This is a genomic window from Achromobacter aloeverae (assembly GCF_004121055.1).
Taxonomy (GTDB): Bacteria; Pseudomonadota; Gammaproteobacteria; order Burkholderiales; family Burkholderiaceae_B; genus Bordetella_C; species Bordetella_C aloeverae.
The window spans coordinates 492,206-516,223 of sequence record NZ_PYAL01000002.1; the positions used below are offsets into that span (position 1 = coordinate 492,206).

The following is a 24,018-nucleotide window of genomic DNA, read 5'->3' on the forward strand; positions in this document are numbered from 1 at the left end:
GATTCATGTGTCCCGATTCATATCACGCCCTCCCGTCGCAGGCGCGCGATGTCCTCCTCGGTGTGGCCCAGTTCGCGCAGCAGCGCATCGGTATCGTCGCCGCGGTCCGGCGCCGCCGTGCGCATCTGGCTGGGCGTGCGACTCAGGCTGAAGGGCTGGCCTACCATTTCCACGTCGCCCAGGCGGCGATGCCGGACCGGCGTGGCGATGCCCAGGTGCTTGACCTGCGGGTCGGCGAACACTTCGTTCATCCGGTTGATGGGGCCGGCCGCGACCTGGCCTTCCTCCATGCGCTGCATCCATTCCGCGGTGGTCCGCTGGCGGGTCAACGCGCTCAGTTCGGCGTTCAGGCTTGCTCGATTATCCGATCGTCCTTGCTCGGTGCTGTATTCCTCGCGTTCCATCAGCTCGGGCACGCCCATGGCGTTGACCAGGCGGCGGAACATGGCCTGCTCGCCCGCGGCGATGTTGATGTAGCCGTCGGCCGTGGGGTAGACGCCGGTGGGGATGGACGTGGGGTGGTTATTACCCGGCTGCCCGGGAATCTCCTTGAGGAACAGCCAACGCGCGGCCTGGAAATCGCACATTGCGATCATCGCCTGCAGCAGGGAAACCTGCACCCACTGTCCCTGGCCCGACACTTCGCGCTCCAGCAGCGCGGTCATGATGGCCATGGCGCAATAGAGGCCCGCGCCCGTATCCGCCACCGCGATGCCGGTACGCATGGGGCCATGCGCGGGGTCGCCCGTGACGGACATGAGGCCGCCCATGCCCTGCACGATATGGTCGAAGCCGGGACGCTTGGCGTAAGGACCATCCTGCCCGAAACCGGAAATGCTGGCGTACACGATGCGCGGGTTGATGGCCTTCAGGGTCTCGTAGTCGATACCCAGCCGGAACTTCACGTCCGGCCGGAAGTTCTCGGCAACGACATCCGCGTCCTTGACCAGGTCCAGGAATATCCGTCGGCCCTGGGGATCCTTCAGGTTGATGGTCAGCGACCGCTTGTTGCGATGCAGGTTCTGGAAGTCGGGGCCGTCGCGCAGGCCGCCCCAGCCGTCGCTGACTTCCATGTATTCCGGACTTTCGATCTTGATGACATCCGCGCCCCAGTCGGCGAACTGGCGGATGCAGGTCGGGCCGGCGCGCACGCGCGTCAGGTCCAGGATCCGGAATCGCTTGAGCGGCCCTTTACGTTCATCCTGTTGGTCCTGTCGCGCCTGTGAGTCCTGTGGCTCCTGGCCGCTGGGGACGGGCATTTCAGTTTGCGCATGCATCTTGTTTCTCGCTTTCCTCGGTGGCGGAAGAGGGGGCCTGCCAGCGTGCGGAGGCGGCATCCAGGTTCACGATCAGGCTGCCGCTGTCATCGACCTCGACGGTCGCGCGCGGCGGCACGATGAGGGTGGACGAGGCTTCCTGCACGATGGCGGGGCCGTGGAAGACCTGGCCGGCCGTCAGCGCGCCGCGCTCGTAGACGGGAACGTCGGCGTAGTCCTTGCGTTCGGCCAGGTACATGCGGCGCGTTCCGCGCGCGGCGCTGGCGGCCGAGATGGCGCCGGTGTCCACGTCCAGGTTGCCTTCGCCGCCGCCCGCCGACACCGCCGCGCGGATGTTGATGATTTCGATGTCGCCGCGCGGCGGCACCTGGCCGAAGGTCTTGGCGTAGGTGGCGAGGAAGGCTGCGCGGATGGCCGCGTAGGTGTCCGCGGTATAGGGGCCGGCCGGCAGTTCGGTGATCACTTCGAAGCCCTGGCCGACGAAGCGCAGGTCGGCGGCCCGCTGGCTTTTCGCCGTCGCGCCCTGGCCCGGCAGCGTGGCGTCGATGACGGCGCGGGCGTCGTCCTCGATGCGCTGGTAGCCGGCTTCCAGCGCGGCCCAGTCCACGGTCTCCAGCTTCCAGCCGACGCTGACCATGCGGTCGATCCGCGCGGGCGCCATCAGCAGGCCCAGGGCCGACGCGACGCCCGCGCCGGGCGGGCAGATGGCGCGCGTCATGCCCAGCCGGCGCGCCACCTCGCAGCCATGCAGGGGGCCGCCGCCGCCCGTGAGCAGCAGGGCGAACTTGCCGGCGTGATGGCCGCGTTCGGCGACGTGCACGCGCGCGGCGGCCGCCATGTTCTCGTTGACGATGGAGTAGATGCCCCAGGCGAATTCCGGCACCGACAGGCCCGATTGCGCGGCCAGCGGCCGCATGGCGTCCTCGGCCTTGCCGACATCGATGGACAGCGTTCCCCCCGCGAAGGCGGCGGGGTCCAGGAAGCCCAGCACCAGGTTGGCGTCGGTCACCGTGGGTTGCGTGCCGCCGCGGCCGTAGCAGGCCGGGCCCGGCAGGGAGCTGGCGCTCTCGGGCCCGACCTTCAGCAGGCCCAGGGCATCCAGATGCGCGATGCTGCCGCCGCCGGCGCCGATCTCGATCAGTTCGATGGTGGAAATCGAAATCGGCAGTCCGCTGCCTTCGGTCAGGCGTTTTTCGCGGCTGGCCTCGAAGTGATGGGCTATGAGCGGCCTGCCGGCGTCGATGATGGCCAGCTTGGCGGTGGTGCCGCCCATGTCGAAGGCCAGCACATCCTGCACGCACGAGCGCTTGCCGAAGAAGGCGCCGGCCAGGGCGCCCGCCGCGGGGCCGGATTCCAGCAGCTGGATGGGCACGCGCTTGGCCTCGTCGACGTGCGTCAGGCCGCCGTTGGAAAGCATCATGAAGAGCGGCGCGCGGATGCCCAGCTGCTTGATCTCGGCGGTCATGCGGTCCAGGTAGCCATCGGCCAGCGGCTTGACGTAGGCATTGGCCACCGTGGTGGACGTGCGTTCGTATTCGCGGATCTGCGGCGAGACGTCGGAGGAGATCGAAACGAACAGCCGCGGATGGGCCGCGGCGATCGCGTCGCGTGCCATGCGTTCATGGACGGGGTTGGCGTAGGCGTGCAGGAAGACGATCGCCACCGACGTTACGCCAGCCGCCGCCAGTCGGCCCGCCTGCTCGACCACCTGCGCCACGTCCAGCGGCTGCTGCACGACGCCGTCCGGCCCCATGCGCTCCGCGGCCTCCAGGCGCAGCCGGCGCGGCACGATGGGTCGCGGCAGCTCGATGTGCAGGTCGAACAGCTCGTACTTGTGCTCGCGCGCCATCTCCAGCGTGTCGCGAAAGCCGGCGGTGGTGACCAGGCCGGTCAGCGCCCCCTTGCGTTCGATCAGGGCGTTGGTGAAGAGCGTCGTCGCGTGGATCACCCGGTCCACGTCCGCATAGGACAAGGCCTCCCGCTCGAACAGCGTGCGCACGCCCCGGATCACGCCCTCGTAGGGGGCCTTGGGGGTGGTCAATTCCTTGTGCGATGTCGACGTGCCCTTGCGGGAGTCGTAGACGACGATATCGGTGAAGGTGCCGCCGATATCGATACCCAGTGCATAGTTGCCTGTTTGCATGCTTTTTCCTCGATTACTGGTTGGCGGCGGCGCCGACGTAGCCGTCCTGCGCGTCGCGCAGCGTCGCGGCGGGGTCTCGCTGGCCGGCCGGGCCGAAGCCACCGCCGCCTGGCGTGAGCAGTTCCACCACTTCGCCGGGATTCAGGACGTGCTGGACCTTGGGATTGACCGTGACGCCGTTCAGGATGACGGCGCCCGGGGCGCCCGGCTGGCCGCCCGCCAGGCCCTGCGCCGCGGCTTCGTCGCGGGTGCGTTCGGCCATGAAGCTGACGACGATGGGCGTCTTGTTGCGGTTCTCGAAGGCGATGGCCTGGCCCGTGCCGCCGCGGTGCATGCCGGCGCCGCCGGTACCGGTGCGCAGCTGGCGGTGGCGCACATGCAGGGGGGACATCTTTTCTATCATCTCCACCGGCGTGGACGAGATATTGCTGGGCCAGGAGAGCACGTTGGCGCCGTCCTGCTTGTGCGAGCCGCCATAGCCGCCGTTCATGAAGAACAGGTTGGTGAAGGGCGTGCCGGATTCCCGCACGCCGGACAGGTTTACGCACCACAAGGGCGAACCGACCGCCGCGATGGCGCGCTCGGGCATCGCATCGGCCAGCGCGCCGATGACCATCATGGGAACGAAATGGCCGATCAAGGCGCGCGCGCCGCCCGCGGCGGGCGGTTGCGAATTGAGGATGCAGCCTTCCGGCGCCTTGACGTGGATGGGCGCCATCACGCCTTCGTTGTTGGGCACGTTGGGCAGCAGCACGGCGCGCAGGCCATAGCAGGTGTAGGCGATGGTGTAGGCCAGGCACACATTGATGGAACGGGGAACCTGGGCGTCCGTGCCGGCGTAGTCGACGGTGATTTCCCCGTCCTTGATCGTCAGCGTCAACGCCAGCTTGATCGGGTGGTCCAGGCCGTCGCTGATGGCGCTGCGGCGGTACACGCCTTCGGGCAGGCCGCGGATGGCCGCGCGCATGGCTTTTTCCGAACGGGCGTGGATTTCGCCCGCCAGCGTATCGATCTCGGTCAATCCGCGTTCCGCCATCAGCGCCAGCATGCGCGATTCGATCATGCGCAGCGCGGTGAATTGCGCGAAGAGGTCTCCCATGACCTGGTCGGGTTCGCGCACGTTCTTGCGGATGATGCGTTCGAAGGTTGCATCGATCTCGCCCTTGCGCATGACCTTCATGATGGGGATCTGCAGGCCTTCTTCGTAGACTTCGCGCGCGTCGGCCGAACGGATGCGCCCGCCGATGTCGGGCGCGTGCGCCACCGACCCCGCCCACGCCACCACCTTGCCGCCCTGGAAGATGGGCTTGGCGACCGAGATGTCGGGCAGGTGGCCGGTACCTTGCCAGATGTCGTTGGTGATCAGCACGTCGCCCGGTTCCAGCTGGTCCAGCGGAAATGCTTCCAGGAAATGCCGGATGGTGCGCGGCATGGTGTTCATGAAAGAGGGGATGCTGTTGGTTGCCTGCGCGACCGAGCGGCCGTCGGCCGTGGTCAGCACGCACGCGAAATCGTTGGATTCGCGCACGATGGTGGAGAAGGACGTGCGCACCATGGCGGCGGCGGCTTCGTCGACGATGGAGATCATGCGGGTCCAGAGCAGCTCCAGCGTGATCGGGTCTAGGGTCGGGTTCATCGAGGTTTTCCCTGGTTTGCGCCGCGATGCATGGCTGCGGCGATATGGATGGCACGGAATGATTCTGGCGGTTTAGACTATGTCTTCCTAATATTTATTTCGCCACAGGGCATACCAAACGAACATACATTGCCGGCGCGACAGGCCCTGTGTACGTGGCGGTGTAGGGGAAGTTTCATGAAGACGACGGCGATGTCCGGTACCAGCGGCGCGCAGACACTGAAGATCCACGAGGTGGAGGCCTTTCGCGCGGTAATGATCCGCGGGACGGCCACCGACGCGGCGGTGCTCATGCACACGTCGCAGCCCGTGATCAGCAAGCTGATTTCGCGCTTCCAGCGCCACATCGGCATCAAGCTGTTCGAGCTGCACAAGAGCCGGCTGGTGCCCACGCCGGAAGCGCGCGTGCTGTTCAACACCATCGAGCGCACGTACGTGGGCATGGAGCACATCGCGCAGACCATCGCGGAGCTGCGCGGCGGGCACAGCGGCAAGCTGATCGTGGGCAGCCAGCCGTCCTTCGGCATGGGGCCGCTGGCCAGCATCGCCACGGCGTTCCTCAAGGAAAGGCCAGGCATCCAGATCCAGATCGAAACCGTGACCTCCGGCCTGATCCGCCACAGCGTTATTTCGGGCAAGGCCGACCTGGGCATCGCCGAGCGGTCGATCGATGTGACGGGGGTGAACGCGGTGCCGCTGGTGCAGGTCAATACGGTCTGCGTCATGCACAAGGATCATGCGCTGGCGGGCAAGCGCGTCATCAAGGCCAGGGACCTGCATGGCGTGCCGATGATCGTGCCCTCGCGCGACAGCGCTTCCCACGCTTCGGTGGCGGCCATGTTCGCGCGCGAGGAGGTGGACCCGGCGGTGGTGGTGGAGACCGGCTATGGCATGAATATGTGCGTGCTCGCGCTGCAAGGCGCGGGCGTGGCGCTGGTCAGTCCCTTCGCGGCGCTGCCGCTGCGGCGCGCGGGACTGGCGGTCAAGCGCTTCGAGCCCAGCCTGCCGATCGAGCTGATGCTGATGACGGCCATCGATACGCCGCCCTCGCGTATCGCCGCCATGTTCATCGAGCGCTTGCACGAGGCGATGGCGCCGTTGCGGCAGACCTGGGGCTAGGCGGCCGGTTCAGCGGGCGGTGAGGTGCGCCGCCTGGATCATCTGGCTGAACGTCCTGGTTTCCCCGGCGATGAACGTGGCGGTCGCTTGCGCGTCCCGATTTCCCGGCACCGGGGTAACGCCCAAATCGGCCAGCTTGGGCGCCATGTCCTTCGACAGCATGATGTCGCGGATGTCGCGGTTCAGCTTGGCGACGATGGCGTCCGGCGTGTGGGCCGGCGCGGCGATGGTGAACCACGCGGTGAAGGCATAGCCCGGCAGGCCGTCCTCGGCGATGGTGGGAACGTCAGGCAGGCTGGGCGTGCGGGTCGCGCTGGTCACGGCCAGGGCGCGCAGTTGTCCGGACTTGATCAGGGGCAGCGCCGTGGGCAGGTTCTCGAACATCAGCTGGAGTCGGCCGCCGACCAGGTCGGTCAGAGCCGGACCGCTGCCCTTGTACGGGATATGCGAGATGTCCGCGTGGGACTGGTATTTGAACAGTTCGCCGGCCATGTGCGTGGACGAACCGAAGCCGGCGGAGCCAAAGAACAGGGTGTTGGGGTGCGCCTTGCCCTCTGCGATCACGGCGCGGGTATCGGATAGCTGGCTATTCTTGGGAACAACGAGGACGTTGGGCATTTCGGCCAGCAGTACGACCGGCTTGAGGTCCTGCGTAGGATCGTACTTCAGGTTCGTGTAGATCTTGTAGGTGGAGTGGATGCCTATGGTGCCGAACAGCAGGCTATAGCCGTCGGGCTCGGAACGCGCGACGTTCTCCGCGCCGATGTTGCCGCCCACGCCGGGACGGTTTTCGACGATGACGCTCTGTCCGTACTTCTCCGACAGCTTTTGCGCGATGAGCCGGCCCAGCACATCCGCGCTGCCGCCGGGCGCCAGCGGCACGACCAGGCGGATGGGTTTGGACGGATAAGTGTCGGCATGCGCCGTCGAAGCGACGCAGGAGAGGAGGGCCGCGAATGCCGCCGCGGTGGCCGCGAGAACTTTCTTCATGATTCCGCCTTGTATGGAGTGGTTTTTCTCGAAGAGACGTCGTCCACCCTGATAGTGCGAACTCCTCCCGGGCGGAAGGGCCGGGCCGCGCGTGGCGCGTGCCCCGGGGCTGCAAGCCCCTGGCCCTTGTGACAGCTGCTTCGCTATCGCGCTGTTTCTTGTGAACGCATTATGGGCAGCGGCGGACCGTGCGCATAATGCTTTTACGTCCGCACCCTATGCAAAACGATCATGCGTGTTTACCCGTAGCGCTGGCGGCGGCGCCGGGCGCGCGGTATCAATGCGCCGCGGCGATGTCTTCGATCCGCGTGGCCGGTAAAAGGGAGAAAGCCCATTTCATGGCGCGCGCTTCCTCGCCAGGGCTGCGGCCGAACAGGCGCTTGAATTCGCGGTTGAATTGCGACGCGCTTTCGTAGCCGACGCGCGCGCCCGCCGCGGCCGCCGTCAGGTCGTCGCGTATCATCAGCAGCCGCGCCTGGTGCAGGCGGACGGACTTGATGTACTGGATGGGGCTGGTGCTGGCGACCGCCTTGAAATGCGCGTGGAAGGTGGGGACGCTGAGGCCGGCCTCGCGCGCCAGCGTGCCGACGTCCAGCGGCTGGCCGTAGTCGTCGTGGATGCGCCGCAGGGCCCGCGCGATGCGGCCGAACTGGCCTTGGCTGGCAAGCGCGGCGCGGATGGCGCCGCCTTGTGCACCCATCAGGACGCGATAGCACAGTTCGCGCACGATGCCCGGTCCCAGTATTTGTGCATCGATGGGCGAGGACAGCGCCTGCAACAGGCGCACGGTGACGTCGGCCAGGGTCGGGTCCAGGGGCGTGGATACGATGCCCCGCGGCGCGTCGGCCGTCGCCAGCGCCTGGCTGTCGAGCGCCATGACGAGGTCGGCGATGGCGGTCATGTCCAGCCGAACGGCGACCGCCAGCAAGGGTTCCTCGGGCGACGCCTCGGTTTCGGTGGAGAAAGGCAGCGGCACCGACAGCACCAGGTAGTGCTGGGCATCGTATTGATAGACGCGGTCTGCCAGGTATCCGCGCTTGCGGCCCTGGCAGACGATCACGATCATGGGTTCGTAGAGGACGGGCGTGCGTCCCAGGGGCTGGTTGGCGCGCATGAAGCGCACGCCGTCCAGGAGGGACCGGGTGTAGCCCTCGCGCGGCGCCAACGCGTCCAGCAGCGCGGCCATCCGTTGTTGGGCGAGGGGCGGGGTGTCCGGCATCGTCATTTGGCTGGTGGCTTACGATCGAGCAATGATTTTGCCAGGGTAGTGGACGGAAATCATGTCTGGCCAGAGGAATAGGCAATGATGGGAGAGGATTCCGCCTATTCGCCCACGGGCGCTTTCCCTAGCATTCCTGACCAGAGTCCACCGCGGCGCCAGGACGGTTCCTGGCACCGGCCGCGGGGGCCGACTTCTGGAGCAGCCCTGCATGAATATGTCTCACACACCTACGAATACGGCGCGAGCCGCCCAGGCCAAGGTCTGGTTCATCACCGGCGCCGCGCGCGGCCTGGGGCTGGCGCTGGCGCGCCAGGTCCTGGCGCAGGGTCATCGCGTGGCGGCCACGTCGCGCAACCTGGCGGGCCTGCGACAGGCCTTGGGCGAAGGCGGCGAGCGTGTGCTGGCCCTGGCGGTCGACCCTGTTTCCGAGCAGGCGGTGCAAACCGCGATCGACCAGGCCGTGGCGACCTTCGGCCGCATCGACGTCGTCGTCAATAACGCGGGCTACGGGCAGCAGGGGACCATCGAGGCGCTGACCGACGCCGAGCTGCGCCGCAACTTCGACGTCAACGTCTTCGCGCCCATGCACGTGCTGCGTCATGTGCTGCCGCATCTGCGCCGGCAGCGTGGCGGGCATATCTTCAACATCGCGTCGATCGGCGGTTTCCATGGCGGCTATGCCGGCTGGAGCAGCTACATCGCCGGCAAGTTCGCGCTGGCCGGCTTGACGGAAACCCTGGCCGCGGAAGTCGCCGAGCTGGGCATCAAGGCCACCGTGGTCTACCCGGGACCCTTCCGCACGGAGTTCCTCTCCAAGGACAGCCTGGTGACGGCTCGACAGGCGATCGGCGACTACAAGGCGGCGCAGGCGTCGCTGGACCTGCATGTGGGCAGCATGGACGGCCGGCAGGCGGGCGATCCCGACAAGCTGGCGCTATTGCTGCTGCAGGCCGCCAGCGTCGCCCAGCCCCCGCTGCACCTGTTCGCCGGCCGCATCGCCAACACGCTGGCCGAGGAGAAGATGGCAGCGGTGCGCGGGGACATGGCGGCGTGGCGCGGCGCGTCGGACGCGACGGACTTTCCTGAAGGCGCTTGAGGCGGGGCCGCTTCAATCCCCCGTCAGCAGCGCCACCGGGAAATCCGCCAGGGCTTCGGCGAGCGGCAGGATGCTGTCGGCGCCGACGCGCCGCTCGCGTCCGCTCAGCGCATCGCGCAGGACGGCGCCGGCATAGCGGTGGGGCAGCACCACCGCGGTGGTCTCCCAGAAGGCGGGATCGATGCGCGGCACGCAAAGGCCTGCCCGTGCGTCGTCGTCGGCGTCGCCATCATCGGCGCGCAGATGGCGACCCACCACGCGCGGCGCCAGCACGAAGGCGTGCTGGTCCCCCAGGCTGCGCACAAAGGCGATGATATGGTCGCCGCGCGGTCCCAGCACCGGCAGGGGCACATGGCTGCCCTGGGCGTACAACGCGGGCCGGGCGCGCCGGGCCTCCAGCGCGCCATGGATGACCGCCTGCTTGATGCGCCCGTCGCGCCAGCCCGCCAGCAGGCCTTCGATGTCGCCGGCATCGCGGGCGTCCAGCGCCGCGGCGCGCGCGGCGTAATCCACGGGACGGCGGTTGTCGGGATCCACCAGGCTGAAGTCCCAGAATTCGGTGCCTTGGTACAGATCCGGCACACCCGGCACGGTTAGGCGCAGCAGGGTTTGCGACAGGCTGTTGACCGCGCCGGCGGCGGCGATGCGGTGCGCGAACGCCGCGACGTCGTCGGCCGCGCCGGGCTGCATCAGATCCTCCAGCGCCGTCGCGCAGGATCGTTCATAGTTCTCGTCGGGCACCACCCAACTGGTGCGCGTCTTGGCCTCGCGCAATGCCTTCAGCATCCATGCGCCTACCCGCGCGGCATAGGCTTGCAGGCCGGGGCCATCGTCGGGCCGCAGGTCCGGCGGCCACGCGCCCACCAGGGTCTGCAGCAGCATATACAGGTCGGCCGGATGCGGGGCCAGCTGGCCATTGCCGTTGTAGGTGGTGGGCGCGTGGGCATGCATCCAGTCTTGCGCGAAACCGCGCCATTCCTCGGCGAACTCGCTCAAGGCGGCGATGCGCGCGCGCGTGTCCTCGCCGCGCTTGTGGTCGTGCGTCGCCGTGGTCACCATGGCCTTGGGCAGGCGGCGGGCCCGCGCCGCGCAGCGGCGATGGAAGGCCTCCACGGCCATATGGAAGACGGCGGGGTCGGCGCCGACCTCGTTGCGCGAGAGCAGGCGGCCATACCGGTAGAAGGCCGTGTCCTCCAGGGACTTGGCGGTCAGGGGCGGCGTCAATTGCTGGAAACGGCGCGTGGCCAGTTCGCGCGCGGCGCTTTGCTCGGGCGGCAAGCCATGCAGCGGCTGGCCGCCCAGCCAATCGCTCATGGCTTCGAGCAGCGGCCCGTCATCGCCGTCGCGGTCCGCGCGGATGCGCGCATGGGCAGTGGCCGCGGCGGCATCGAAGCGTAGCTGGTCCAGCGGATGGCGGCCCCGCGCATCCGCATAGGTGCGATAGACGGGGAAGGCACGCAGCAATTGCCACAGCACGCGCAGGATCGCGGCCTGGCCCCAGTCGCGCGTCATGGGGTCCAGCGTGGCGACGCGATGCAGGGCCCGCGCGGTGGCGTAGCGCTCGGCCGGGAAGTGCCGCAGCAGCATCAGTTCGCGCGCTTCGTCGGCGATCTCGGGAAAACTGCGGGTGTCGCCCGCCAGCGTTTCCCACAAGTCGGTGATGGGGCCCACGCCGGCGGCATCGTGCAGGACAGCGCCCACCTGGTCCATGAAGTCGTAGCCGGTCGTGCCGTCGACCTCCCACCGCTCATCCAGGACTTCGTCGCTGCCCAGGATTTTCTCGACGATGAGATAGGGCGGCTGCCCGGCCAGCGCGCCGGGGCGCCGCGCCGAGCGGGCGTCCAATTCGGCGCGCAGGCGCGCGCAATAGGCGATCGGGTCGGCCAGCCCATCGACGTGATCGACGCGCAGCCCGTCGACCAGGCCCTCTTCGTAGAGCCGCAGCACCATGGCATGGACGGCGTCGAAGACCGCGGGCTGTTCGACGCGCACGCCGATCAGGTCGGTGATTTCGAAGAATCGCCGCCAGTTGATCTCGTCGGCGGCGCTGCGCCACCAGGCCAGGCGGTAGGCCTGGCGTTCGAGCAGCTCATGCAGGCGCTCGCGGCCGGCCGGCGTGGCGGGATCGTACGCGCGCGCCGGATCGGGCAGGCTGGCGTCCAGGCTGCCGTCGGCGAGGGGATAAGGGGCGCCCGCCGCGTCGACGTACCATCCGGCATCGCCCAGCCGCAGCCGGATGTCGCCGTCGTTGAGCGACGCGCCATAGGGCTTGCCGAGAAACGGCGCCAGGACCTTGCCGTGCAGGCCGGCGTCGGCCGGTTCCCAGTCGATGTCGAACCACGTGGCGTGCGGGCTGGCGCGGCCGTCGCGCAGCACGCTCCACCACCAGGGATTGTCCGCGCTGGTGGCCATGTGATTGGGCACGATGTCGACGATCAGCCCCATGTCGTGCGCGCGCAGCGCCTGGACCAGGCGGCGCAGCGCCGCTTCGCCCCCCAGTTCCGGGTTGACCTGGCCGTGGTCCACGACGTCGTAGCCATGGGCGGAGCCCGGCCGCGCACGAGTCAATGGGGATGCATAGATGTGGCTGATTCCCAGTCGCGCGAAATACGGTACCTGCGAGATGGCGTCGTCCAGGGTATAGCCTTCATGGAATTGCAGGCGCACCGTGGCGCGGGGCGCGTCCGCGGCCTGGGCCGGCGCGGTGGATGGCGCGCCGGCCGGGGCGGGCGTGGGCGTGGAGGCGGCGGGAGGCGGGGGCGCTCGGCGGCCGCGCGGATGGAATCCGGGTCGTGAAGACGTCATGCGTGGCTCCGGCGTCCGGTTTCGATGGCAGCTACGCGCGCGCGCACGGCCGGCTCGTCGAACAGCCGCTCGACCTCCGTTTCCAGCCGTCGCCGCCAGTTCGGATGGCTGTCCACGGTGCCCGGCAGGTTGGGTTGTTCCTCCTGTCCCAGCAGGTCCTCCAGCGGCGCCAGCATCAGCGGGACCGGCGTGCTGGCGACGAAGCGCAGCACCGCTTCGACGGGCGCATCCGCGGGCGGCGCCTCCGGCTCGTCGTGGGCGATGCAGCCGGCTTCCCGCAAGGCGTGCCAGAGCGCGCCGCGATCCCGTTCGCGTTCGTGGCGCAGCGACGCCTCGGTCTCGCCGGAACCCAGGAGTTGCAGTCGGTCGCGCCAGCCTATTTCGACGCCGCGCCACCAGCCGGCGACGGTCGGCAGGTCGTGCGTACTGGTGGTGGCGATGGCGGTGCCCGGCCAGTAGCGCGGCTGTTGGAAGGGCGCGGGGTCGCCCGCCCAGCCGTCGCGCTGGAACCAGAGCACGTCCATGCCCAGCATGCCGGCCTGCTCGATGCGGTGGTTGAATCCTTCGGGAACGGTACCGAGGTTCTCGCCGATGATCAGGGCGCGGTGGCGCCAGGCTTCCAGCGCCACCAGGCGCAGCATGTCGTCCAGGGGATAGCGCAGGTAGGCGCCGTCCGTGGCCGGCGCGCCTTGCGGCACCAGCCACATGCGTGCCAGGCCCAGCACATGGTCGATGCGCAGGCCTCCGGTGTGGGCAAGGGCGGCGCGCAGCATTTCGATGAAGGCGGCGTAGCCCGTCAGGTGCAGGGCCCGCGGCGAGAACGCGGTCAGGCCCCAGCATTGTCCCAGCGGGTTGTAGATGTCCGGCGGCGCGCCTGGCGACAGGCCCTCCAGGATATCGGCCTGGCGGCTCCAGGCGTGGCTGCCGCCCGGATCGGTGCCGACCGCCAGGTCGCCGATCAGGCCGATGCCCATGCCGGCTGCGCGCGCCGCCCGCTGCGCGCCGTCCAGGCCTTGCGCGGCCAGCCATTGCAGGAAGATGTGGAAGGCGATATCGCGGTCGTGCGCGTGGGCGTAGGCGCGCACGCCTCCGCCGGTGGGGTCGCGCAGGTCGGCCGGCCAGTGACGCCAGTCGGTGGCGTCGCCCAGGGGCGGCAGGTGGCGCGCGTGCAGGGCTTCGAAACGGGCATGGCTTTCCAGCGCCTCGCCGCCGGCGATGCGGAAGCGCATATAGGCGTCCTGCAGGTCGGTGTGGGCGTCGTCGCGGAAGTCGTCGTACAGGCGGCGCAGCACCTTCAGGCGCAGGCGCGCGACGGCTGGCCACTCGATCAGCGCCAGGCCCTCCAGGCGCAAGGCCTCCTCGCCCAGGCCCAGGCCGCGCAGGGCGTCGCCCACCGCGGCCTCGCCCAATACGGCGGCGGGATCGACATAGAGGCTGTTGAGGAACAGCCGCGAAGACGGGCCATACGGGCTGTAGCGTCCCGGGTCGGCGGCGAACATGGCGTGTACCGGGCTGATCGCCAGTGCCGACGCGCCGTGTTGCCCGGCGGCGACGGCCAGGCGCGTGAGGGCGGTGAAGTCGCCGATGCCGGCCGCGTGCGCGGGGTCGTTTCCATGGCCGCGGCGCAGGCTGTAGAGCTGCGCGGACACTCCCCACGCGCGTGGATGTTCGGTTTCCAGCAATTCGGCGACGCCTGGGCAGCGTGGCGGCACGACGGCCAGGTTGCGTCGCCAGTCGCCGCTCTCCAGGACGTAGTAGCCGGGCGTGTCGACGGCTGGCAGGCGGGTGCGGCCGTCGTCGGTGTCGTGCGCGGGCAAGGTGCGCTGCTCGCCGTCCTCGCCCAGCAGCAGATAAGCGGTGTCGGGACGCGCCTCGAACTCGATCGGGGCGCCCGCATCGACGATCAGCAGGCCGGCTGGATGCCGCGTCTCCTCATGCAGGCGCGCCGCGCTGTCGTGGATCTGCGCGGCGTCGGCGGCCGGCAGTCCCAGCGCCCCCAGCATGGCGCGCAGCACGTCATCGGACACCCGGTGCGGCTGGCCGCGCGCATCCGTCCAATCCACGGCGATGCCGGCCTGCGACGCCAGCGCGGCAAGGTCCCCGGGGGCCTTGCCGTCGATGCCTGAGCTAGTCATGGGTACTCCTTTGTGTCCGTCGTCATGCGGGCGCCTGCGACAGGGGCTTGCAACAAGGCAATGGTGCAACCCCGCCAGAGCAGGCCTTCGTGCAGCGCGGCGCCGGCGCCGGTCTCGCTCTCGTAGACCACCGCCTGGTCCGCCAGGTCCACTTGCAGCCAATCCGGGCGCAGATCCACGCCGCCCAGGTTGGCGTAGAGGGTAAGGGTAGCGCCGTCCCCCATGCGCCACTGCGCCACCACCGCGCGCAGGCCCAGCACGTGCGCGCCCAGGGCATGCGCGCCTTGCAGCCGTGGCACGATTTCGCGCCGGCGCACCGCCAGCAGCTCGGTGTAGGTCGCGAGGGTGTCCGCATCGGGCTCGCCCGTGAACGGATTCGCGTTGGCATAGGTGGCGGGATCGTTCGGGTCGGGGATGCGCTCGCGCATCGCCGGATTGGCGAAGGCGCGGAAATGCTGGAATTCCTTGCGCCGTCCGTCGCGCACCGCTGTGGCCAGCTGCGGATCGGCGTGGCTGGTGAAGTAGAGAAAAGGCGTGGTCGCGCCCCGTTCCTCGCCCATGAAGATCAGCGGGATCTGCGGCGTCAGCAGTTGCAGGGCGGTCGCGGCCTTGAGAATGCGCGCATCGCGCAGCAGCGGCCCCAGTCGCTCGCCGAGCGCGCGGTTGCCGGTCTGGTCGTGGTTCTGCAGGAAAAACACGAATGCGGTGGGCGGCAGCAGATCGCTGCGCTCGCCGCGCCGCTGCCCGCCACGGTGGCGCGACGGCTGGCCCTGGTAGACGAAACCCTCGGTCAGGGCGCGCGCCAGTCGTTGCGCCGGCTGTTCGACGTAGTCTTCGTAATAGCCTTCGCTTTCGCCCGTGAGCAGATGGTGCAGCACATGATGGGCGTCGTCGTTCCATTGCGCCTGGTAGCCGTGCAGCAGGGGATGCACCTGGTTGTCGTCGTTCTCCAGCACCAGGTGGACATGGCGTCCGGGGTCGATATGGGCGCGCACGAAGGCGGCCATTTCCTCCAGCCAGCCCACGTCGCGGATGGCGTGCACGGCGTCCAGGCGCAGGCCGTCGAAGCGGTATTCGGCCAGCCAATAGAGCGCGTTCTCGGCGAAGTACCGGCGCACCTGGGGCCGCCGGAAATCGATGGCCGCGCCCCACGGCGTCTGCAAGTCCTGGCGAAAGAAGTCGGCGGCATACGCGTTCAGGTAATTGCCGTCCGGACCGAAGTGGTTGTAGACCACATCCAGGAAGACCATCATTCCCAGGCCGTGGGCAGTGTCGATCAGGCGCCGCAGTTCGTCCGGGTCGCCGTAGGCGCGGTCGGGCGCATAGGGCAGCACGCCGTCGTAGCCCCAGTTGCGCGGTCCGGGGAAGTCGGCGATGGGCATCAGCTCGATGGCGGTGATGCCGAGGGCCGCCAGCTCAGGCAGGCGCTGCTCGATGCCGGCGTAGCCTCCCGCCAGGCCTGGATGCACCTCATACAAGACCGTTTCAGTCCACGGCCTCCCGCGCCAGTCCGGGTGGCGCCAGGCATAGGCGTCGCCGCCATCGACCACCACGCTGTCGTCGTGCACGTCGCCGGCCTGCAGGCGCGAAGCGGGGTCGGGCACCGCAAGGTCAGGCGCCACGCGGTAGCGATAGCGCGCGCCCGGTTCGCAGTCGGCGTCGATTTCGTAGTAACCGTCGGCCACGACCCGCATCGGCAGCGGTTCGTGGCCCGCGATTTCCAGGACCACGCCATCGTTGGCGTTTGGGGCCCACAGCCGGAAGCGGGTCCGGCCGCCGGCCTGGCGGACGGCGCCGTGGCTGTAGGACACGGCAGGAACCGAGGCAGTCATGAATGCTCCTTGGAGCGCGGTACGCCGCTGAAGAGGGCGATGCCATGCGCATGCAGATTGAAGTGATGGCCGTGCACCTGTTCGGCAGGCGCCGCGGGCCGGCTGGAGTCGACGAGCATGCGCCATGCCATGCCTTCGTCCGGCAGCACGAAGACGACATCTTCGTGGCCGCCGTTGAGCAAGGTCAGCGTGATGTCCATGCCTTCCTCGGTGGCGACCATGCGGCGCACGGCCAGCGTACGGCCTTCGGCGTCGTGCCAGCCCTCGAAGGTCATGGGGGTGCCGTCGACATCGAACCAGGCGATGCCCTGCCTGCCGGGCGCGACCTCCTGTCGTCCGTTGCCGTAGTTATTGACGCGCAGGCTGGCATGGTTGCGCCGCGCGGCCGCCAGGCGGGCGACGAAGTCGGTCAGCGCGCGGCCGTCGTCGCTGGCGGCCTGGCGCCAATCCAGCCAGGAGATGGCGTTGTCCTGGCAATAGGCATTGTTGTTGCCTTGCTGGCTGTTGCCGAACTCGTCGCCGGCCAGCAGCATGGGTGTGCCATAGGACAGGAAGGTGGACGCCAGCAGGGACCGCTGCACCCGGCCGCGCATCTCCAGGATATAGGGGTCCTCGGTCGGTCCCTCGATGCCCCAGTTCCAGCTGTAGTCGTTGCCATGGCCATCGCGGTTGTCTTCCAGGTTGGCCTCGTTGTACTTGCGGGCATAGGTGACGACGTCGCGCGTGGTGAAGCCGTCGTGCGACGCGACGAAGTTGACCGATGCCCACGGCCGCCGGTGGCGCCGGTCGAACAGGTCGCTGGATCCTGCCAGCCGTTCCGCCATTTCGCCGCGTTGCCCCGCGTCGCCACGCCAGAAACGGCGCATCGTGTCGCGGAATTTGTCGTTCCATTCGGCGAAGCCGGGCGGCTGGCGTCCTAGTTGATAGCCTTCGGGACCGACATCCCAGGGCTCGGATATCAGCTTCAGGCGCGCGAGCACGGGATCCTGCAGGACGGCGTCGAAAAAGCCGGAACCGGGGTCGAACCCCTGGCCCTCGCGCCCCAGCGTAACGCCAAGGTCGAAGCGGAAGCCGTCGACGCGATAGGTGGTGGCCCAGTGGCGCAGCGAGTCCATCACCATTTGCAGCACGCGCGGATGCGACAGGTTGACCGTGTTGCCGCAGCCCGTGTCATTGATGTAGTAGCGTTCGTCGCCGGGAACCAGACGATAGTAGCTGGCATTGTCCAGGCCGCGCCAGGACAGCGTCGGTCCGGTTTCGTCGCCTTCGCAGGTGTGGTTGTAGACGACATCCAGGATGACCTCGATTCCGGCGGCCTGCAGGCGCCGTATCGCCATGCGCAGGTCGTTGGGGCCGCCCTGCCGCAGGTAGGCGGGTTCCGGCGCGAAATAGGACAGCGTGCTGTAGCCCCAGTAATTGCTCAGCTGCTTCTCCACCAGGAACTTGTCCTGCAGGAACGCCTGCACCGGCAGCAGCTCCAGCGCGGTGACGCCGATCTTGTGCAGGTGCTCGATAAAGCGTGGATTGGACAGCGCCGCCACGGTGCCGCGCATATGGGTGCGCACGTCGTCGCGCCGCATGGACACGCCGCGCACGTGGGCCTCATAGATGAGCGTGTGCTCCCATGCGGTGGGCGGGCGGCGCCGTTCGCCCCAGTGGAAGGCGTTGTCGGTGACCACGGCCTTGGGCATGGCGGGCGCGCTGTCGCGCCGGTCGGGGGTCAGGTCGCCGCGCGCGCCGCCGACCCGATAGCCGAACAATACGTCGGTCCAGCGCGGCGGGCCCGTCAGTTCGGCCGCGTACGGGTCCAGCAACAGTTTGTGGGGATTGAAGCGGTGCCCGTTTTTGGGGTCATAGGGACCGTAGGCGCGGTAGCCGTAGACCAGGCCCGGCGCGGCGTCAGGAAGATAGCCGTGCCAGATTTCGTTGGTGCACTCCGGCAGGGGCATGCGCTGCAATTCCTTGCGGCCGCGCTCGTCGAAGATGCACAGGTCGATACGGCTGGCGTTCGCCGAAAAGACGGCGAAGTTGACGCCCAGGCCGTCGCTGGTCGCGCCCAGCGGGTAGGGATGGCCGGGGGCAAGCCTGTCGGGAAGCACACCGGACATGGGCCCTTATCCTTCGAATTGGAAGATCAGCGTCGCCAGCGGCGGAAGCGTGAGGACCAGCGATTGTTCGCGACCGTGCGCGGCCACGGCTTCGGTGTGGCGTCCACCGCTATTGCCCATGCCGGATCCGCCGTAGTCGCCGGCATCGGTGTTGATGCGCTCGCGCCATCGGCCGGCGCGCGGCACGCCGATGCGATAGCCATCCCGCGGCACCGGCGTGAAGTTGCAGACGACCAGCGCCAGCGCGTCGCCGTCGCGGCGCACGAAGGCATAGACGCTGTTGGCGTAGTCGTCGCCGATGAGCCACTCGAAGCCACTGGCGTCATGGTCGTGGCGATGCAGGGCGGGCAGTTCGGCATAGACATGGTTGAGATCGCGCACCAGTTTCTGCACGCCGCGGTGCAGGCCGTCGTCCAGGGCGCCCCAGTCCAGCGATGCGTCATGGTTCCATTCACGCTCCTGGGCGATTTCCCCGCCCATGAACAGCAGTTTCTTGCCGGGGTGGCCCCACATGAAGCCGAAGTAGGCGCGCAGGTTGGCGTGGCGCTGCCAGCGGTCGCCGGGCATCTTGTTCAGCAGTGAGCCCTTGCCGTGGACCACCTCGTCGTGCGACAGCGGCAGGATGAAGCGCTCCGAGTAGGCATACACCATGCCGAAGGTCATGTCGTTGTGGTGATAGCGCCGGTGCACGGGGTCGTTGTGCATATAGCGCAGCGTGTCGTGCATCCAGCCCATGTTCCATTTATAGGAAAAGCCCAGGCCACCGTCCTCGGTGCGGGCCGACACGCCGGGCCACGCGGTCGACTCCTCCGCCACGGTGATGGCGCCTGGGCACAGGCGGTGGACGGTGGCGTTCATGTCGCGCAGGAAGTCGACCGCCTCCAGGTTTTCGCGGCCGCCGTAGCGGTTGGGTATCCATTCGCCTGCCGCCCGGCTGTAGTCGCGATACAGCATGGAGGCCACCGCGTCGACGCGCAGGCCGTCGATGTGGTAGCGGCGCACCCACTCCAGGGCGCTGGCGACCATGAAGTTGTGCACTTCGGTACGGCCCAGGTTGTAGATCAACGTGTTCCAGTCCGGGTGGAAACCTTCGCGCGGATCCTGGTATTCGTAGAGCGCCGTGCCGTCGAAATGGGACAACCCATGGGTGTCGGTGGGAAAGTGGGCAGGCACCCAGTCCAGGATGACGGCCAGGCCGGCCGCATGGCAGGCATCCACGAACGCGGCGAAGTCGCGCGGCGTGCCGTAGCGGGCGGTGGGCGCGAAAACGCCCAGCGGCTGATAGCCCCAGGACCCGCCGAAGGGATGCTCCATGATGGGCATCAGCTCCAGGTGGGTGAAGCCCAGATCGCGCGCATAGGGCACCAGGCGCGTAGCGAGACGGCGCCACACGCACTCGCCGTCGTCTTCCCCGTCGCGCGGCAGCCAGGACCCCGCGTGCACCTCGTACACGGTAATGGGCGCGTCCTGCGCCTGGCGCGCCGCGCGCGTGGCCATCCAGTCGTCGTCGGTCCAGGTGTAGGGGGTGGGATCGGGCACGATCGACGCGGTAGCCGGGGGCGCTTCCGTCTGCCGGGCCAGCGGGTCGGCCTTGAGCGGCAGCAGCTGGCCCTCGGGACCGGCGATTTCGTACTTGTAGCGGGTGCCGGCTTGCAGGCGGGGAATGAAGATTTCCCAGACGCCGGCGCTATGGCGCAGCCGCATGGGATGGCGGCGCCCGTCCCAGGAGTTGAAATCACCCACTACGGAGACGCGCCGGGCATTCGGCGCCCAGACGGCGAAGCGCACGCCGCGCACGCCTTCGACGTCCATGACATGGGACCCGAGGCAGTCGGCCAGGTACTCGTGGCGGCCTTCGGAGATCAAGTGCAGGTCCAGGTCGCCCAGCAGTGCGCTGAATGCATAGGGATCTTCGGTGATTTGCTCGCCGGTGGGCCACTTGATGCGCAGCCTGTAGGCCGTCGGCTGGCCGGGCGCCAGGCCGTCCACCAGCCCGGAGTACATGCCGTGACGGACGTGCGTGAGCGGCCATTCCTCATCCTTGGCGCCTAGCAGGACCGTGACTTGTTCAGCATTCGGGACCAGTACGCGCACCCAGCTGCGCGGGCCGTCGGCATGAGGTCCCAGGATATGGAATGGATCGGGATGGCGTCCGGCAAGCAGGTCGTCCAGCGCGTCGTGCGCGCCGTGGTCGACTGGCATGTCGGTCTGGGTTGCGCGGGAAGGAGACGAAGGGCCGGAGGTCATGAAAACGGTTTCCTGGAATCAAGGATGGGAGGAGGCAGCGCTGCCGTCGGACAGCAGGCGGGCGGCGAGGCTGGCCAGCCCGGCAAGCGGTATGCCGACCCAGTCTGGCCGGTGCGCGGCCTCATAGCGGACTTCATAGGCGGCCTTTTCGATCAGCGCCAGGTCGATCAGCGGCGCTTCCACTTCGGGCGTTATCCAGGGATGCTCGGTGGTGTGCGCCACTTCGCGATAACCGGCAAGAAAGGACTCGCCCGCGGTGACGCGGAAACGCTCGATAAGGTCCTGGCGCCGCGTGCGCAACTGCTGTTCCGCAATCTGCGCCTCGCCGGTTTCCTCGGCCTTGCCCTTGCCCTTGCCGGTGCCGTCGGCCAGGGTGGCGGCGGCGTAGTCGAACGACCGCAACAGGCCCGCGACGTCGCGCAAGGCGCTGGTCTTGGCGCGCCTTTCCTCCAGCGTGCGGGCGGGCTCTCCCTCGAAATCGATGAGGTAGGCGTCGCCCTGTGCCGCCAGCACCTGGCCAAGATGGAAGTCGCCGTGGATGCGGATATGCAGCGTGTCCTCCTCGTTGGCGGCCAGGTCGCGGACCACCTCGACCAGGGCGTCGCGGTGTTCGGCGAGCCAGGCGGCGGTTTCGGCGTGGGCGGCGTCCAGGCGTCCCATGTTGGCCTTGAGGGTGTCCAACCCCTGGTCCAGCATGGCGATCACGGCCTTGGCGCGCCGTTCGGCGTCGTGGCGCGTCGCGCGGTGCGGCTTGAAGGCGGCGTCGTCCGTGGGCAGGGACAAGGCGGCATGCAGTTCGCCCAGGCGCTTGCCCATGGTGTGCGCGAAGTTGATGTAGCCGAGCAGGTCCTCGTCATAGTCTTCCGCGCTTTCGGCCGTCAGGGCGGCCGCCTCCAGCGTGCGTTTCAGGTAGTTGAGCGTCCAGGTCCAGGCATCGCCCTGGTTGGTGATCATCTGGTGCATCAGCGCCAGCGTATGGGGCGTGCCGTCCTCGTCGATGCGCTGGATTTCGCCCAGCAGCGGCGCGCCGTTGGCGTAGCCGACCTCGGTCAGGCGGCGGGTCATTTCGGCTTCCGGATGGACGCCGGGAACGATGCGCCGCAACAGCTTGAGCATCATGATGCCGCCGAGGGTGACGGAGCTGTTGGATTGTTCGCCCGTGAACCACTGCACCTCGGCGTCCGGCGGCAGCTCTATCTTGTCCAGGGTGGGTTCGCCGCGGAAGCGCAGCACGGCCGGCGGATGCGCCCGCGGCACCGGTATTTCGGTCCTTTCCCGCAGCCCCCGCACCAGGGCGTGGATGAAGGACGGCAGGGTAAAGGCGTCGGTGAGGTAGCCCATTTCGGCGGCGCGGCGCACGCGGGCGAGGGCGTATTGCTGCGCCATCGGCGGCAGCGTCTCGTCCCATATCAGCGCGGCCGGCAAAAGGAAGCGCGCGGGCTTCCCGTCGAAGTCGACCTGGATTTCGGCGATGAAGCATTCGTGGTCCGCGCCCGGAAGCTGCGCGGCGTAGGCGGCCTGCGCCATCTTCACCTTGCGGTCCTTCGGATACCAGCGCTGGCGCGAAAGGTACAGCGGCAGCACGTCCTCGCGCAGGGAGCGGACCGCGCCTTCGGTCAGTTCGTAGCCGGTGCGGCCGCGCAACACCAGCGTGTAGTACTCCGGCATCCGTTCGGGATGGGTGGCATGCCACTCGGGCGGAGACGCGCTGGCGCTCAGGTCGAACCAATAGAAGCCATAGGGCGGCAGGGTGAGCAGGTAGGTCAGTTCGCCGATGGCGGGGAAGGGCGTGCCGCCCAGCAATTCCACCGGCACGCGGCCGGCGAGCGAGGACAGGTCCAGCTCCACCGGCTGCGATGCGCGCGAAAGATTGGCCACGCACAGGATGGTGGTCGCTTCGTATTCGCGCAGGTACGCCAGGATGTTGCGGTTGCCGGGAAACAGGAAGCGCAGCGTGCCGCGTCCGAAGGCCTGGGTCTTGGCGCGCGTGGCCAGCATGCGGCGCGACCAGTTGAGCAGGGAGTGCGGGTCGCGCTGCTGCGCTTCCACGTTGACCGCCTCGTAGCCGTACAGGGGGCCCATGAGCGGAGGCAGCGGCAGGCGTTCGGGGTCGGCCCGGGAGAAGCCGCCGTTGCGGTCGGGGGACCACTGCATGGGCGTGCGTACGCCGTCGCGGTCGCCCAGGTGGATGTTGTCGCCCATGCCCAGTTCGTCGCCGTAGTAGATCACCGGCGTGCCGGGCATCGACAGCAGCAGGCTGTTCATCAACTCGATGCGGCGGCGGTCGCGTTCCATCAAGGGCGCCAGGCGACGGCGGATGCCCAGGTTGATGCGGGCGCGGCGGTCGGCCGCGTACGTGTTCCACAGGTAGTCGCGTTCGTTGCTGGTGACCATCTCCAGCGTCAACTCGTCATGGTTGCGCAGGAAGATGGCCCACTGGCAGGTTTCCGGAATGTCCGGCGTCTGCCGCATGATGTCGGTGATGGGAAAGCGGTCTTCGCGCGCGATGGCCATGTACATGCGCGGCATCAGCGGGAAGTGGAAGGACATATGGCATTCGTCGCCCTGGCCGAAGTATTCCTGGGCGTCCTCGGGCCACTGGTTGGCCTCGGCCAGCAACATGCGGCCCGGATACTCGGCGTCCAGCTGCGCACGGATTTTCTTCAGGACGGCATGGGTTTCCGGCAGGTTCTCGTTGTTGGTGCCTTCGCGTTCGACCAGGTAGGGCACGGCGTCCAGCCGCAGGCCGTCCACGCCCAGGTCCAGCCAGAAGCGCATGACGCCGATGACCTCCTTCAGCACCTGCGGGTTGTCGTAGTTCAGGTCCGGCTGGTGCGAGTAGAAGCGGTGCCAGAAGTACGCCCCGGCAACGGGGTCCCAGGTCCAGTTCGATTTCTCGGTGTCGAGGAAAATGATGCGCGTGCCCGCATATGCCTGGTCGTTGTCCGACCAGACGTAATAGTTGCGCGCCGCCGAGCCGGGCTTGGCGCGACGCGCGCGCTGGAACCAGGGGTGCTGGTCGGACGTATGGTTGACCACGAGCTCGGTGATCACGCGCAGGCCGCGCGCGTGCGCCGCCTTGATGAGCTTGCGCACGCCGGCCAGGGTGCCGTAGTCGGGATGCACGCCCCGGTATTCCGCGATGTCGTAGCCGTCGTCGCGGCGCGGCGAGGGATAGAAGGGCAACAGCCAGATGGTGTTCACGCCCAGCGACGCGATGTAGTCCAGCTTTTCCACCAGGCCGGCGAAATCGCCGACGCCATCGTTGTTGGCGTCGAAAAACGACTTCACGTGCAACTGGTAGATGACAGCGTCCTTGTACCAGAGCGGATCGTCCCGGTTGGGGCTGTTGACGTGGTTATCTGACATGCCGTTATCCTCTTGTCGTTGCGCCGGCCGCGGGACCCG

The 24,018-nt window shown here is 68.2% G+C and carries 13 protein-coding genes; 2 read left to right on the plus strand and 11 right to left on the minus strand.

Features of this window, described 5'->3' with window-relative positions; all coding sequences use genetic code 11:
• Positions 1-17 precede the first annotated feature (17 nt).
• The 3 genes from C7R54_RS09150 to C7R54_RS09160 are packed head-to-tail and all read right to left on the minus strand — an operon-like array spanning position 18 to position 5,056.
• Entirely contained in the window at positions 18-1,277 is a 1,260-nt protein-coding gene (locus C7R54_RS09150) for a CaiB/BaiF CoA transferase family protein (protein ID WP_240039445.1), read from the minus strand.
• Positions 1,261-3,420, minus strand: a complete 2,160-nt coding sequence (locus C7R54_RS09155; protein ID WP_129149879.1) for a hydantoinase/oxoprolinase family protein — start codon at positions 3,418-3,420, stop codon at positions 1,261-1,263. Before C7R54_RS09155 ends, C7R54_RS09150 begins: the two co-directional genes overlap by 17 nt.
• A gap of 13 nt (positions 3,421-3,433) precedes the next feature.
• Complete coding sequence (locus C7R54_RS09160; RefSeq protein ID WP_129149880.1) at positions 3,434-5,056, minus strand: hydantoinase B/oxoprolinase family protein; 1,623 nt, start codon at positions 5,054-5,056, stop codon at positions 3,434-3,436.
• A 177-nt stretch (positions 5,057-5,233) separates the two neighbouring features.
• Between C7R54_RS09160 and C7R54_RS09165 the strand changes: the two genes are divergently transcribed.
• Positions 5,234-6,175, plus strand: coding sequence for a LysR substrate-binding domain-containing protein (locus C7R54_RS09165; RefSeq protein ID WP_192903622.1), 942 nt, complete (start codon positions 5,234-5,236; stop codon positions 6,173-6,175).
• A 9-nt stretch (positions 6,176-6,184) separates the two neighbouring features.
• Here the strand turns inward: C7R54_RS09165 and C7R54_RS09170 are convergent, their stop codons facing one another.
• Entirely contained in the window at positions 6,185-7,165 is a 981-nt protein-coding gene (locus C7R54_RS09170) for a Bug family tripartite tricarboxylate transporter substrate binding protein (protein ID WP_129149882.1), read from the minus strand.
• Between the two features lie 277 nt (positions 7,166-7,442).
• On the minus strand, positions 7,443-8,390 hold the full coding sequence (locus tag C7R54_RS09175) for an AraC family transcriptional regulator (RefSeq protein ID WP_240039446.1): 948 nt from the start codon (positions 8,388-8,390) through the stop codon (positions 7,443-7,445).
• A 211-nt stretch (positions 8,391-8,601) separates the two neighbouring features.
• On the opposite strand from C7R54_RS09175, the gene C7R54_RS09180 reads away from it, so the two are divergent.
• The gene (locus C7R54_RS09180; protein WP_129150431.1) at positions 8,602-9,483 is read left to right on the plus strand and encodes an SDR family NAD(P)-dependent oxidoreductase; all 882 of its coding nucleotides are present in this window, start codon (positions 8,602-8,604) and stop codon (positions 9,481-9,483) included.
• Positions 9,484-9,495: 12 nt separating this feature from the next.
• Here the strand turns inward: C7R54_RS09180 and treY are convergent, their stop codons facing one another.
• The 6 genes from treY to treS all read right to left on the minus strand — a co-directional run bounded on the left by treY (position 9,496) and on the right by treS (position 23,979).
• Positions 9,496-12,288 carry a malto-oligosyltrehalose synthase gene (gene treY / locus C7R54_RS09185; protein WP_129149883.1) on the minus strand — a complete coding sequence of 931 codons (2,793 nt, stop codon included), beginning with the start codon at positions 12,286-12,288 and terminating at the stop codon, positions 9,496-9,498.
• A complete protein-coding gene (malQ, locus tag C7R54_RS09190) occupies positions 12,285-14,423 on the minus strand; it encodes a 4-alpha-glucanotransferase (RefSeq protein ID WP_129149884.1) in 2,139 nt (712 codons plus the stop codon). Before malQ ends, treY begins: the two co-directional genes overlap by 4 nt.
• Complete coding sequence (treZ, locus tag C7R54_RS09195; RefSeq protein ID WP_129149885.1) at positions 14,420-16,255, minus strand: malto-oligosyltrehalose trehalohydrolase; 1,836 nt, start codon at positions 16,253-16,255, stop codon at positions 14,420-14,422. Before treZ ends, malQ begins: the two co-directional genes overlap by 4 nt.
• Positions 16,252-18,363, minus strand: a complete 2,112-nt coding sequence (gene glgX / locus C7R54_RS09200; protein WP_129149886.1) for a glycogen debranching protein GlgX — start codon at positions 18,361-18,363, stop codon at positions 16,252-16,254. Before glgX ends, treZ begins: the two co-directional genes overlap by 4 nt.
• A 6-nt stretch (positions 18,364-18,369) precedes the next feature.
• Positions 18,370-20,565 (minus strand): 1,4-alpha-glucan branching protein GlgB, encoded by a 2,196-nt coding sequence (glgB, locus tag C7R54_RS09205; protein ID WP_129150433.1) that lies wholly within the window; start codon positions 20,563-20,565, stop codon positions 18,370-18,372.
• Between the two features lie 63 nt (positions 20,566-20,628).
• Positions 20,629-23,979: a maltose alpha-D-glucosyltransferase gene (treS, locus tag C7R54_RS09210; protein ID WP_240039448.1), complete on the minus strand. Its 3,351-nt coding sequence runs from the start codon at positions 23,977-23,979 to the stop codon at positions 20,629-20,631.
• Positions 23,980-24,018 lie beyond the last annotated feature (39 nt).

What these genes read in the sequence shown, in the direction of transcription:
- C7R54_RS09150 (WP_240039445.1), bottom strand. Translation starts at nt 1,277, where the DNA reads ATGCATGCGCAAACTGAAATGCCCGTCCCCAGCGGCCAGGAGCCACAG.
- C7R54_RS09155 (WP_129149879.1), bottom strand. Translation starts at nt 3,420, where the DNA reads ATGCAAACAGGCAACTATGCACTGGGTATCGATATCGGCGGCACCTTC.
- C7R54_RS09160 (WP_129149880.1), bottom strand. Translation starts at nt 5,056, where the DNA reads ATGAACCCGACCCTAGACCCGATCACGCTGGAGCTGCTCTGGACCCGC.
- C7R54_RS09165 (WP_192903622.1), top strand. Translation starts at nt 5,234, where the DNA reads ATGAAGACGACGGCGATGTCCGGTACCAGCGGCGCGCAGACACTGAAG.
- C7R54_RS09170 (WP_129149882.1), bottom strand. Translation starts at nt 7,165, where the DNA reads ATGAAGAAAGTTCTCGCGGCCACCGCGGCGGCATTCGCGGCCCTCCTC.
- C7R54_RS09175 (WP_240039446.1), bottom strand. Translation starts at nt 8,390, where the DNA reads ATGACGATGCCGGACACCCCGCCCCTCGCCCAACAACGGATGGCCGCG.
- C7R54_RS09180 (WP_129150431.1), top strand. Translation starts at nt 8,602, where the DNA reads ATGTCTCACACACCTACGAATACGGCGCGAGCCGCCCAGGCCAAGGTC.
- treY (WP_129149883.1), bottom strand. Translation starts at nt 12,288, where the DNA reads ATGACGTCTTCACGACCCGGATTCCATCCGCGCGGCCGCCGAGCGCCC.
- malQ (WP_129149884.1), bottom strand. Translation starts at nt 14,423, where the DNA reads ATGACTAGCTCAGGCATCGACGGCAAGGCCCCCGGGGACCTTGCCGCG.
- treZ (WP_129149885.1), bottom strand. Translation starts at nt 16,255, where the DNA reads ATGACTGCCTCGGTTCCTGCCGTGTCCTACAGCCACGGCGCCGTCCGC.
- glgX (WP_129149886.1), bottom strand. Translation starts at nt 18,363, where the DNA reads ATGTCCGGTGTGCTTCCCGACAGGCTTGCCCCCGGCCATCCCTACCCG.
- glgB (WP_129150433.1), bottom strand. Translation starts at nt 20,565, where the DNA reads ATGCCAGTCGACCACGGCGCGCACGACGCGCTGGACGACCTGCTTGCC.
- treS (WP_240039448.1), bottom strand. Translation starts at nt 23,979, where the DNA reads ATGTCAGATAACCACGTCAACAGCCCCAACCGGGACGATCCGCTCTGG.